Source organism: Paenibacillus camerounensis (genome assembly GCF_000723885.1).
GTDB lineage: Bacteria > Bacillota > Bacilli > Paenibacillales > Paenibacillaceae > Paenibacillus_AQ > Paenibacillus_AQ camerounensis.
Genome location: NZ_CCDG010000015.1, coordinates 24,590 through 37,195, shown reverse-complemented (window position 1 = coordinate 37,195; position 12,606 = coordinate 24,590). Strand labels below are relative to the sequence as shown.

Genomic DNA, 12,606 nt, shown 5'->3' with positions numbered 1-12,606 from the left:
AAATAAATTTGCTAAAACAACTAAAACCCAATGAATAGATACCACAAATGTTGGAAACAGACATCAAACGGCGCAAAAAAACCCGGATAAGTCCGGGCCGGCTGTCTGCCGTAAAAGAACGGCTTATATGATATTATTCCGCGTTAACCGCCTCATCCTCAAACTCCTCAATACTCGCATTAGAGCCGATTACGACCATAATATCACCCTGGCTTACGTAATCATGTGCAGTCGGTGCAACAATGATCCCGTCCTTGCGGTTCAGGGCAATGATGCTGCAGCCGTATTTGGCCCTTGTGTTCAGCTCAGAGAGGCTTTTGCCGTCCATGCAGGCGGGTACTGTCAGCTCAACAACTTTGTAGTCCTTGGAAATTTCGATGTAATCCAGCAGATGGGGCGTGACCAGCTGATGCGCTACACGGATGCCCATATCCCTTTCCGGAAAAATAACCCGGTCCACGCCCAGCTTGGATAGCGCGCGGCCGTGCAGAATCGTAATTGCCTTGGCAACCACCTGCTTCACGCCCAGCTCCTTCAGCAGAATCGCCGTCAAAATGCTCCGCTCCATATTATCCCCGATAGCCACAATACCGCAGTCAAAATTACGCACACCCAAGGAACGCATGATGTTCTCATCCGCTGCATCTGCCATAACGGCATGAGTCAGCTTCCCGCTCATTTCCTCCACACGCTCTTCCAGGTGGTCGATTCCGAGCACCTCATAGCCCATAGCCATCAGCTCCAGCGCCAGGCTGGAACCGAAGCGGCCAAGACCGATCACAACAAACTGCTGTGCTTTCAACATTACTTTAACCCCTTATCCAATTATCATTTTACCTTCCGGGTACTTATACAATGGCTTACCCTGCTTCGGACCCAGTGCATAGGCCAGCGTCAAAAGACCGAGCCTTCCGGCAAACATCGTCAGACAGAGCAGAATTTTGCCCGCATCTGTCAGCTCCGGTGTCACACCCATCGTCAGACCGACGGTCGCAAAAGCCGATGTTGTCTCGAACAGAATCATCAGAAACGGCCACCCTTCAGTAGTCGAGAGAATCATCGACACTGTGACAATCAGCAGGACAGCAAGCAGCGTAATAGTCAGCGCCTTGAAGACCCGCTCCTGGGCCAGCCGGTAACGGAACAGGACGATATCCTCCCGTCCGCGCAGCATGGAGACAACCGCCCCGATCATCAGCGTAAAGGTCGTCGTCTTAATTCCTCCGCCTGTTGAGCCCGGGGAAGCCCCGATAAACATCAGCATGACAATGAAAAATTGTGAAGCCTGGCGCATACCGCCGATGTCTACCGTATTGGGTCCCGCTGTACGGGGCGCAACCGACTGGAAGAATGCAGCCCATATCTTGCCGCCGATATTCAGCGGGCCAAGCGTACGTGCATTCGTGAACTCAAACACAAAAATAACAGCCGCACCGGTCAGAATCAGCGCTGCGGTCATCGTCAGAACGACCTTGCTGTGCAGCAGCAGCCTGCGGGTCTTGCGGTAATCAATCAGATCCGCCATTACGATAAAGCCGATCCCGCCGGAGACAATGAGCAGCATGACAACCAGGTTAATTACCGGGTCATTGGCATAAGCCGTAAGGCCGCTGTAATCCCTGAACAGATCAAATCCGGCATTATTAAACATCGATACGGCATGAAAGACACCGTAGTACAAAGCGCGGGCAAGCGGCATATCCGCCGCCCATCGAAGTGCCAGCAGCACAGCACCGGCTGCCTCTATCACAAGTGAATACACCAGCACCTTGCGGATTAGCCGTACAATCCCCTCCATCGAGCTCTGATTCATCGCTTCCTGAAGAATCAGCCGGTCACGCAGCGAGATTCGCCGTCTCAGCAGCAGCGCGAACAATGTGGCCATAGTCATAAAGCCGAGGCCGCCGATCTGCATCAGCACCAGGATAACCGTCTGGCCGAACAGGCTGAAGTAAGAGCCCGTATCCACCACCACCAGCCCGGTTACACAGGTTGCAGAGGTTGCGGTAAAGAGCGCATCTATGAATGTCAGAGAATGGCCGGAGGTACTGGAAAAGGGCAGCATCAGCAGCAGCGTTCCGACCAGGATGACTGCGGCAAAGCCAAGCACCAAAATCTGGGGCGGGGACAGCTTAAGAAATTTGAATTCCGGAAATTTAGGAAACGGCGAAGCCAAGCGGCTCATCCTTTCACATGCTTCTTGTCAGCACAAAATTAATATTCATCCGATAAACATACAAATTATATACGTTATTGTCCAGCATCACAAAGCCTGAATTTTCGCCTGTGATCAATTTCTCTTGATATTGTATGGTGTGTAGTGGTACACTCCATTTATAAAGTGTATGGCCTTCCCCCATACACATATCCGTTTGTTAACAGCAGAACAAGGAGGCAGGGGCCTATGGATCAGCCTTTTGAGCTTTTACCGGAGCCGTTTCAGATCAATCCCTCATTGCCGATCTACGAGCAGTTTGTCGAAGCGATACAAGGAAGAATTGTCAGCGGGCAAATACCGTCCGGCTCCCGGCTTCCTTCTGTAAGGGAGCTGGCAGCTGGCAGGGGTGTCAATCCTACCACCATAGCCAGAACCTATCAGGAGCTGGAGCGTATAGGCCTGATTGTCACCTACCGCGGGCAGGGGACCTTCGTCACCAGGGATGAGACGGCGATTGGCGGGGCACGCAAAGTTATGATGCGCAGGGCCATACAGGATTTTAAGGCAGCAGCGGCAAAGCTTGGCATCACTGCTGAACAATTGCTTGAATTTGATAAGGAGGATTCTAATGAGTGAATATATTTTAGACAATTCCAATTCCGGGATAGGGGTTTCAGCAGAGCCGGCAGCTGTAGAGTGCATAGGGCTCGGGCTTACCCTGAGAAAAAAGAGTATCCTCCATGACGTCACCTTTAATATTCCCCGCGGCAGCCTGACCGGACTGCTGGGTCCTAACGGGGCCGGCAAGTCCTCGCTGCTGCGCATTATCGCCGGGCTGGCTGACCCCGATACCGGCTCGGTGGAGATCTTCGGCAAGCCGGCAGGAGCAAAGCGGCTCGGCGAGCTGTCGCTGCTGCCGGACCGCAGCAGTCTGCCAGGCTGGCTGAGTGTCAGGGAATGGCTCAATTTCGCCGCCGGCATCTATCCGGACTGGGATCCGGCCAAGGCGCAGGAGCTGCAGGCGAAGCTGTCTGTATCCGCAGAGGCCGTTATATCCACGCTATCCCGCGGAGAGGAGGCGCGGCTTCAGCTGCTGACCTGCCTGTCACGCAAGGCACCGCTGATTATTCTTGACGAACCGTTCACCGGTGTAGACCTTATATCACGGGAACGAATTGCTTCGGCTGTTGTCGCTGAGCTCGCTGACGGTGCACGGACTTTTCTGATCGCGACCCATGACATCCGGGAGATGGAACTGCTGTTTGACCGGCTAATCCTCATCGGCGGGGGCACAATCCGCAGCGTTGATGAGGTAGATACCCTCCGCCGTTCCGGTAAGTCGGTCGAATCCCATTACAGGGAAGTGTTCGCATGAATATTATGAAGACGCTCATCAATCTTGAATACAGCCGCTACGACCTGTCCCGGCGCGGTAAACACTACAGCCTGTTTGCAGCCTTGACCCTCATTATTCTGCTGTTCATGACCGGACTGAATCTGAAAGGTACCCATGTGTCGGAACGTGTTCCGTTCATTTATGCCTCCATGCTGCTATGGTCAGTTGTCACCATCCTTTCCGCTGTACATATGGTTACATTTAAAAGCCTGAGCCACCGGGACTGGTTTCTGTCCTTTCCGCATTCCAGGCTGAAGCTGCTCTATGCCCAGCTGTTCAGCCTGCTCCGGCACAGCCTGAACCTCACCCTTGCAGTACTGGCTGCAGCCTGCATTCTTTACTATTATTCTGTCAGAGCAGGCTGGTATCAGCCGCTTACAGCATCCGGGTTGATTTATCTGTTTTCAGCTAACACCCTATTTCTTCTGGCCTTTCTGCCGCTCGCGGTTACTTTTGGGCTGGGAGTCAGCCTGTTTCTGCGTTCCCGCACGGGCGCGCTGCTGCTGTTCCCGTATCTGATGATTTGGATGTTCCCCTTCATAGCAGAAAGCGCTCTTGGTTCTGCCAATCAGGAATTTTACACCTCAGCTGCCAGCTCTCCCGGCCGTGTGCTGCTTGCCGCACTGGTGTTATGCCTGGCCGGCTGGCCGCTCTGCCATCTGCTAATGAAGCTTATTGCCGCCAAAGGAATGAATGCCGCAGCCGCGGCAGACCGCCTTTCCGCAGCCCGCACTGCCTCCCTCCGCCCGGGATTCCGGGCGCTGCGGATGAAGTCAGGCAGCGGCTCTGCCGGCCGTCTTGTACCCTATCTGCTCCTTTACCGGCTCCATATCAGCCGCGTACATCATATAGAGAAGCACCCGGCAATCCGGATTCTCAAGCTGGTTGTTCCGTTTCTGATTGCTGCTGTCGTGTATCTGGGTTTTGCCTTGGAAGAGGAGGTCGTTATCCTTGACTTCATCAAGCCATTATTTGCACTGCTCGTTATGCTCGGCAGCATATGGATGCTGATGCGCACCGGCATTGAACGGAAGCAGCTCCCTTGGCTGCTTAGCTTTCCGCAGAGCCGGCTGGCCCTGCTCCTGAGCGGAGTTGCTGTAGTCTGGACAACTGTAATGCGGGCTCTTTCTGCACTCATGCTCTCAGCCTGTGCCGGCAGCGTTGCCGCTCTGCTTGCCGGCCGTACCGGGATAGAGGAGTGGTCACATAGCATCTCCTGGGTGTTATATTCCTTCCTGCTCTCTGTACTGGTGCTGACTGTGATCCTGTGTCTGCTGCAGATCGAATACTGTACATTGAAATTAAAGGTGCTGAACATCGTAATGATACCGCTGGCTATGCTCGGCCCTCTGCATAGCTTTCTGCTGAACCGGTTCATGTATTCCGGGCTGCACGGCGGGGCTTCACCTGACTTCCGGTTGCTCGGACTGACCGCCCTGATCGCCCTGCCAGTAGCGCTATGCTGCATTCCGGCAGGAGCGGCTTATTATCACATGAGCCTGATTCAGCCAGCCGGCAAAAAGACAAGATCTAAACAGGCATAAGCCGGGGCTTGTTTACGTAAACGTAGAGATAGGCAAGTGGGTTCCTTTTTGTAACGATCCGGCCCGTCCTTTATAATGAAACAACATGCAATGACTGCAGAATAATCTATCAAGGAGGCGTTCCATGAATCCCGTCGGCCAGTCCTTACAGCAGCGGCCCCTTTCAAAAAGACTTATCCTCGCAGGCATATTCGGCCTTATCGTATTTCTGATGTTCCAGGTAGCTCCGCAACTGCTCGCAGGAGGGGCTGCTACCGCCATCAGCAAGACTGAAGCCCGTGACAAGGCAGCTGCCTTTGCAGCAGAGCACCTGGGGCATGCCCAGAGCGGTCAGGACCGGTGGACGGTAAGCTATCAGACCGACTCTTCCTTCTACGGCTACATGTCCCGGGAAAAGCTCCTGCAGAGCTACAATGACAATAAGCTGGATCAGCGGTACCCATTCGACGTTTATCATGCTGTACTTTATACCGAAGGAGCCGCAGATCCGCTGCTTGCCGTTGATCTTAACATGTACACAGGCGAAGTTACCGCCTTTGCACGGAACGGCTATGCCCATTCCAGTGACGGTTGGGACTACGGCAATCCGCCTTCCCCCGGAAATTCCAGGGGAATTTACTTAGAGGGCAGTGAGAACGGCGGACTGTCACTGCAGCAAAAAGAAACACTGGCCAGCCCTTGGCTGAAGCTGTGGGGAGCCAGCCCGGCCAGGCTGCAGATTGAAGCAAATACGGACGGCTACGGACTTGTTTATACGGACAGCTCGGTTAAGATCGGTGAATCTTCGCTGCAATACCAGTTTAATTTCTTGAACGAGACGCTGTCTTATTTCCGTGCAGGCTTCTCTGCACCATCCTGGCATGACACCTATGTGGAGAACCAGACTTCGCTGGCTAACAGGCTGACCCTGCTCGGCTACGCCCTTCCCACCCTTGCGCTCGGCCTTCTGGCGCTGATCTTCAGCATTCTGCGGAGGAGCCACACTTCTTTTGTACGCGGTATTACCTTAAGCTCGATTCATTTCACAATCATGATGATCAGCACCTACAATATGCTGCCTGAATCGGCCTTGGACACCGCGGAATCCCGCATAACGGCCGTCATTATGTTCATCATCTATGCCCTCTACAGCCTGCTCATGTCTTCCCTGCTCTACTTCTCCCTCGTCGGCGGTGACGGGTTGTGGCGTAAGGAGGAGGGCCTGAATCCCTGGCCGCGGGCCAATGAGCCCGGCTACGGCAGGTATGTACTCGACAGTCTGCGCGCCGGTTACGTATGGGCCTTCATTCTGCTTGGTGTGCAGACCGTCATGTTCATCATTCTTTCGTTCACCCTCGATAACTGGTCAACGACGGATGCCAGCCAGTCTCCGTACAATATGAGATATGCCCTGCTGCTGCCGGTTGTCGCCTGGCTTGCCGGCTTATCCGAGGAAGCTGTCTACCGGCTGTTCGGTATCCGGATGCTCAAAAAGCTGGTCAAAAACACCTTTATCGCTTCCCTCATCACCACTGCGATCTGGGCTTTCGGGCACACCCTGTATCCAATCTATCCGGTTATTTCAAGACCGATTGAGCTGACTGTGATCGGGCTGCTGTTCAGTTATATTTTTCTGCGCTACGGCTTTATCGCGGTCATGTTCGCGCATGTGGTGTTCGACAGCATCCTGATCGGTATGACGCTGATCTTCATGCAGGAGAGTGTGAACATCGCAGCGGGTGTCATTACCATCGTTCTGCCATTCGTTGTCGGCTATATCGTATACCGGTTCAATCCGCCGGACAGCACCAGCCGCAAGGACCCTCAGGGTCCTGACGGTCCGCTTCGGCCCGCAGGATCAGGATGGCTGAGCTAGGCTCCAGACAATCCAGACAATAATAAAGGTGCTCCGCAGGCTGCCTAGATATAGCAGTCTGCCGGAGCACCTTTTGTATTCTGCCAAAAACCTCATCCCCCGCTGGCGGTCCCTCCCGCTTATCTCCGCTTAAAAAACCGGTCGTACAGCACCAGGGCAACCAGGATCGTAAATACCTCCATCAAAAACTTGGGCAGCAGCAGAAATATATATTCCATAAGAAACCTCCTATATCTGTTAAATCTGTATTATATATATTTCTGTTTAATCCACCGGCTATCCTTTATATTGCCCTTCATTTGGCGGTTCAGCCCGGGTTCGGCTGAATCAAGAGCATTTTTGCCCTTCATCTGGCGGTTCAGCCCGGATTCGGCTGAATCAAGAGCATTTTTGCCCTTCATTTGGCGGTTCAGCCCGGATTCGGCTGAATCAAGGGCATTTTTGCTCTTCATTTGGCGGTTCAGCCCGGATTCGGCCGAATCAAGGGCATTTTTGCCCTTGATGTGACGGTTCAGCCGGGGTTCGGCTGAATCAAGGGCATTTTTGCCCTTGATGTGACGGTTCAGCCGGGGTTCGGCTGAATCAAGGGCATTTTTGCCCTTCATTTGGCGGTTCAGCCCGGGTTCGGCTGAATCAAGGGCATTTTTGCCCTTCATCTGGCGGTTCAGCCGGGGTTCGGCTGAATCAAGGGCATTTTTGCCCTTGATGTAGCCTCTCCTCTCCCGCCAGCCGCAGACCGCAAATAACCGGCCCCAAAGGGCCGGCTTCCATTAACACATGTTATTGCTCATCCTCACTATCAGTATCAGCCTGAGCCGCCGGCTCCTCATCATTGAGCGCAGCCAGGATCTGCCCGGCCAGCTTCTCACCAATGGAGAGCGCGCGGAAGTCCTCAAGCGAAGCTTCCTTAATTTTTTTAAGCGAGCCGAAATGCTTGAGCAGCACTTTCCGCCGCTTCTCCCCGATGCCGGGGATCGAATCCAGCTTCGAGGTGACCATCGATTTGCCGCGCTGCTCGCGGTGGAAGGTAATCGCAAAGCGGTGAACCTCATCCTGGATGCGCTGCAGCAGGTAGAACTCCTGGCTGTCCCGCGCCAGCGGCACCGGCTCGGCGGAATCCCCGATCAGTAGCTGCGCGGTCTTGTGCTTGTCGTCCTTGACCAGACCGCAGACAGGGATGTACAGCCCCAGCTCATTTTGCAGAATATCAATCGCCGAGGAGATCTGCCCTTTACCGCCGTCGACCACAATCAGGTCCGGCTGCGGCAGGTCCTCCTTCAGCACCCGCTCATAGCGTCGCCGGATAACCTCACGCATTGTCTCGTAGTCATCCGGACCCTGTACGGTGCGTACCTTGTACTTCCGGTATTCCTTACGGGCAGGCTTGCCGTCGATGAAGACGACCATCGCCGAGACCGGATTGGTTCCCTGGATGTTCGAGTTATCGAACGCTTCGATCCGGTTCAGCGATTCCAGCCCCAGACTCTGGCCGAGGCTGAACGCCGCACCCGAGGTCCGCTCCTCATCCCGTTCAATCAGCCGGAACTTCTCGTCCAGTGCAACCCGGCTGTTCTGGCAGGCCATGCCGACCATCTGCTTCTTCAGCCCGCGCTGCGGGACCAGCACCTTGAGGCCCAGCCATTCCTGCAGGGCTGCAGCTCCGCTGGCTGCTTCCACCGCAACAGCCGAAGCAGCTTCGCTCTCTGCCTCCGGCTCCCCGTCATCTTCAGCGTCCAGCTCTGCAGCCAGCCTGCCTGCCGTCACAGCTGCGGCCGCTGAGGCTCCGGATGGCTTCTCCGTACCCTCACTGACTTCCTCGGGCAGCAGAATCTCCTGCGGCAGCGCCGGGTTATCGCTGTAATACTGCGTCACATACGACATGAAGTCGCTGTAAGCCTCCCCGTAGAACGGGAATGCCGAGGAGTGGCGCTGGATCATTTTCCCCTGGCGCATGTAGAGAATCTGCACACACATCCAACCCTTGTCCACGGCATAGCCGAACACATCGCGGTCCTTCGTATCTGCCGTATTAATCTTCTGCTTCTCCATCAGGGCATCGATGTGCATAATCTGGTCACGCAGCTCTTTGGCACGCTCGAAATACAGCTCATCCGCCGCTTCCTGCATTTTTTTCTGCAGATCCTTTTTGACCGCCTCATGACCGCCGCTTAAGAAAGCCGAAATATCGCGGATGATTTCGTCATAAGCCGGCTTAAGCACTTCCTTCTCGCACGGGGCGAGACACTGGCCCATATGATAATAAAGGCAGACCTCCTTGGGCATCACACCGCATTTGCGCAGCGGATACATCCGGTCAAGCAGCTTTTTGGTCTGCTGGGCCGCGTAAGAGTTCGGATACGGTCCAAAATATTTGGCTTTATCTTTAAGCACCCGGCGGGTCACTTCAAGGCGCGGGTGCGCTTCGTTCGTTATTTTGAGATACGGAAACGTCTTGTCATCCTTCAACAGCACATTGTAGCGCGGCATATGCTTTTTGATCAGATTGCACTCCAGAATGAGCGCTTCCATATTACTTGAAGTCACTATATATTCAAAATCAACAATATTGGCGACGAGCCGCTGGGTTTTGCCGTTATGACTGCCTGTAAAATAAGAACGGACACGGTTCTTCAGCACTTTGGCCTTACCCACGTAAATAATGGTCCCCTCTTCATTCTTCATCAGATAGCACCCGGGCAGGTCCGGCAGCAGCGCCAGCTTGTTGCGGATATTATCGTTATAATCCATGATTTCTCCCCCACCTGTTACTTGCACATACTATAGCAATTTTAACACACAAAACGCCCCCGGATAAACCGAAGGCGCTTGTAATCAAATCTTATTCAGTAGCGGTAACTACATTTTATTGGTGTTTAGCTACGATATTCTTAAGGGAATCCTTGGAGTTCAGGCCGACAACCTTATCCACCGGCTGACCGTCTTTGAAGAAGATCAGGGTAGGAATACTCATAACTCCAAAACGGGAAGCCGTTTCCGGATTCTCATCCACATTCAATTTAGCAATTTTTACGCTGTCGCCCAGCTCGGTGGACAATTCCTCGAGAATAGGGGCAAGCATTTTGCAAGGGCCGCACCAAGGTGCCCAGAAATCTACTACTACAGTACCCTGACCTTCAACTTCACCCACAAAGGACTGGTCAGACACGTTCACGATAGCCATGATATTGTTCCTCCTTTAATTTTGCAGAGCTGCATCCGCTCCTATAGACTGTGCTTGCAGAAACGAATTCACTCTGTAAGGTTAGCTGGAAAAAAAGCTTCATGTAATATGATAACCATATTACCATTTACCGACACATCCCATTATAACATAGATACTATACTTTTGGGAAATGTTTTAGACAATTACATTGTATAAAATCAATTATTTAGCACATTTTCGCTTCTTTACAATATTGCAGAGACTACGTATACTCTAAGAAAACGCATTAATTGTCAATGACTTCCCTCACACGTAATACTGTAATTCATTGCAGTACAGCTTGCAAGCGCAAGGAGGAGAACGAAGTGGATATCAATGCCAAGACACGGGATCCGCGGGAGCATGTTAATGAAGAGCCGCGCAACGATTTGGGCGATCTGATGACCGGTTTTGCGGGAATGGCCGGCTTTATGACGCTGGTATTCTTCGGGATGGTGATTGTGAAATTTGTTTTTCTGGATTAACGGCAGATGACAGCTGAGAGTCCGGCGGTTCCTGTGTAATGATTAGCGGGAGCGCCGGACTTTTGTGTGCAGACCTTTTCACTCAAAATCTTGCGGGCTTAAACATTCAGCGGCTGAAACCAGATTTTATGAAATTCGAGCCAGCCGTAAGCATTGATCGACACTCCGCGGACTGTTCTATGGTGCGAGGTGTTGTTTTTTTTATGAATCAGGAACAAAACGGAGTTCGTAGCCCGCAGCAATGCTTCCAGCTCTGCCAGCACCTTCTGGCGTCCAAGCCCGTCTGGCTCCCTGAAGACCGCATTTACCTTATGCTGTACAGCATTAGAGGTCTCCGTATCAAATGCGGGCTGCAGATAGTTTTTTTGCAGATACATTTGAATTTCACTGATTTCATCATCTCCTAGCACACTTCCAAATAACCTCGCATCATACTGTGAAAATGGCTCCCCGTTCCTCCCGTCCTCTATCCGGTCAGCGACTTGAATCTCCACCCGGATGCCGAATTTCCCGGCCTGCTCCTGAATCCAAACAGCATCACTGCGGTGAAAAGAGTTCACATGCAGCCTGAGTATCTCACCCGCATAGCCGCTTGCTGCAAGCAGTGCACGAATTACCGCAGGCTCCGGAGAAGTGGTGTTATTCGCCATCTCTGCCTGCTCACCCGGAAGATAACGGAACCCGAAAGCAGGGTGTAACCGGTCCTCTCCCAGTTCATCGATCATCTTGTTCCGGTCCATCAGCAAATCCAGCGCTTTCCGGAAATCCGGATGATTCTGCGGGCCTCTTGTCCCCTGATTGAACACAAGCAAAGTGCAGCAGGAAAACCGGGTTTCCAGATCCAGCCACTCCCCGCTGCCTTCCTTCAGAACCTTCTGATATGCCTTTGAAGCATCCCCGTGTGAGGACATGGCCGAGGACCAGTCAGGTTCAGATAAATCCTCTCCTTCCATACCTGACAAGTTCAAAATTTCAACCCGGTCAAGCTGCGGCCGCCCCCGGAAATGCTGTGCAAAAGCTTTCAGCACACAAATCCCGTCGCTATGGCGCTCAATCCGAAATGGCCCTGTACCCACCGGACGGACCGCAAAATCCGCTTCAGCATATCCGCCCATGTCTGCCGGTATGATGCTCGCCGGAATTGTACAGAGAAAGCGCAGAAATAAATAATTCGGCTCCCGCAGCCGGATGCGGACGGTTTTGGCATCCAGCGCCTCCATCCTATCTATATCCTGAAACATCCAGGCTCCCTCGTAGATCTCCGGCTGCAGGCGCAGCCTGTTCAGTGAGAACAAGACATCTGAGGCTCCCAGCTCCTTACCATGGTGGAACAGCACACCTTTTCGCAGATGAAATATCCACTCCCTGTTATCTTCGCTTTTTTCCCAGGAATGGGCTATGCAGGGTTCAACTCTCCGGCTTGTCTGATCATATTCCACCAGTGTATTGAACAGCTGCCCCGCCATATGACAATCAAACGCATAATAGACCTGACCCGGGTCCAGAGTGAAAATCTGCCGGTATACCGGAAAGCGCAGCGTATCCTGCTCAGCTTCCTGTACAATCTGTGTTGAAAAGCCGATTCTCCGCGATAGCCAGTCCCTGAACTGCTCCTTGGCCGTATGTCCCCCGAACCGGTTCATCAGCTCCATAGCACCGTCTACGTCACTCTGCTCCATCTTTAGCTTCACTTCCTGCAGCAGAATGGCATCCGAATCAGCCAGCAGTGTCAGAATAGAGGAGTGGCCGCGGCCTAAACCCGGCTGCCAGTTAATCCAGGCCATGCCGTTAAGCGTACGGATGATCTGTTTGGCATATCGCGGTGTACAGTGCCAGGTCCCCGCAAGCTTGTCGACAGTAACCGCGAACGGTTCTCCTGTCTCATAGTCTTTGGCCGCGCAGCGAAGCTCCAAAAAATGCAGGGCTGCCGTTAACATATCTAATCTCCTCCGCAATTAAAAGGTGA

At 53.0% G+C, this 12,606-nt stretch carries 11 protein-coding genes; 5 read left to right on the top strand and 6 right to left on the bottom strand.

Annotated elements, in window-relative coordinates:
* Nucleotides 1-133: 133 nt before the first annotated feature.
* Both BN3772_RS06185 and BN3772_RS06180 read right to left on the bottom strand, forming a co-directional pair.
* On the bottom strand, nt 134-802 hold the full coding sequence (locus BN3772_RS06185; RefSeq protein ID WP_042197879.1) for a potassium channel family protein: 669 nt from the start codon (nt 800-802) through the stop codon (nt 134-136).
* 15 nt (nt 803-817) lie between these two features.
* Entirely contained in the window at nt 818-2,185 is a 1,368-nt protein-coding gene (locus BN3772_RS06180) for a TrkH family potassium uptake protein (RefSeq protein ID WP_042197849.1), read from the bottom strand.
* 219 nt (nt 2,186-2,404) lie between these two features.
* Between BN3772_RS06180 and BN3772_RS06175 the strand changes: the two genes are divergently transcribed.
* The 4 genes from BN3772_RS06175 (at nt 2,405) to BN3772_RS06160 (ending at nt 6,953) form a co-directional block, all read left to right on the top strand.
* The gene (locus tag BN3772_RS06175) at nt 2,405-2,794 is read left to right on the top strand and encodes a GntR family transcriptional regulator (RefSeq protein ID WP_042197847.1); all 390 of its coding nucleotides are present in this window, start codon (nt 2,405-2,407) and stop codon (nt 2,792-2,794) included.
* Nucleotides 2,787-3,533 carry an ATP-binding cassette domain-containing protein gene (locus BN3772_RS06170; protein WP_042197845.1) on the top strand — a complete coding sequence of 249 codons (747 nt, stop codon included), beginning with the start codon at nt 2,787-2,789 and terminating at the stop codon, nt 3,531-3,533. Before BN3772_RS06175 ends, BN3772_RS06170 begins: the two co-directional genes overlap by 8 nt.
* Nucleotides 3,530-5,098: a hypothetical protein gene (locus tag BN3772_RS06165; protein ID WP_042197843.1), complete on the top strand. Its 1,569-nt coding sequence runs from the start codon at nt 3,530-3,532 to the stop codon at nt 5,096-5,098. The genes BN3772_RS06170 and BN3772_RS06165 overlap by 4 nt, the downstream gene beginning before the upstream one ends.
* Nucleotides 5,099-5,222: 124 nt before the next feature.
* Nucleotides 5,223-6,953 (top strand): CPBP family intramembrane glutamic endopeptidase, encoded by a 1,731-nt coding sequence (locus tag BN3772_RS06160; protein WP_042197841.1) that lies wholly within the window; start codon nt 5,223-5,225, stop codon nt 6,951-6,953.
* Between the two features lie 248 nt (nt 6,954-7,201).
* Here BN3772_RS06160 and BN3772_RS06155 read toward each other — a convergent pair whose 3' ends face one another.
* From BN3772_RS06155 to trxA, 3 genes are all read right to left on the bottom strand, one after another.
* Nucleotides 7,202-7,609 (bottom strand): hypothetical protein, encoded by a 408-nt coding sequence (locus tag BN3772_RS06155; protein WP_042197839.1) that lies wholly within the window; start codon nt 7,607-7,609, stop codon nt 7,202-7,204.
* A 124-nt stretch (nt 7,610-7,733) separates the two neighbouring features.
* Nucleotides 7,734-9,701, bottom strand: coding sequence for an excinuclease ABC subunit UvrC (gene uvrC, locus BN3772_RS06150; RefSeq protein ID WP_042197837.1), 1,968 nt, complete (start codon nt 9,699-9,701; stop codon nt 7,734-7,736).
* A gap of 115 nt (nt 9,702-9,816) precedes the next feature.
* On the bottom strand, nt 9,817-10,134 hold the full coding sequence (trxA, locus tag BN3772_RS06145) for a thioredoxin (protein WP_038596102.1): 318 nt from the start codon (nt 10,132-10,134) through the stop codon (nt 9,817-9,819).
* A 347-nt stretch (nt 10,135-10,481) separates the two neighbouring features.
* On the opposite strand from trxA, the gene BN3772_RS06140 reads away from it, so the two are divergent.
* Entirely contained in the window at nt 10,482-10,640 is a 159-nt protein-coding gene (locus BN3772_RS06140) for a YqzM family protein (protein WP_086074430.1), read from the top strand.
* A 98-nt stretch (nt 10,641-10,738) separates the two neighbouring features.
* Here BN3772_RS06140 and BN3772_RS06135 read toward each other — a convergent pair whose 3' ends face one another.
* Nucleotides 10,739-12,577 carry an ABC transporter substrate-binding protein gene (locus BN3772_RS06135; RefSeq protein WP_042197835.1) on the bottom strand — a complete coding sequence of 613 codons (1,839 nt, stop codon included), beginning with the start codon at nt 12,575-12,577 and terminating at the stop codon, nt 10,739-10,741.
* Nucleotides 12,578-12,606: the final 29 nt, after the last annotated feature.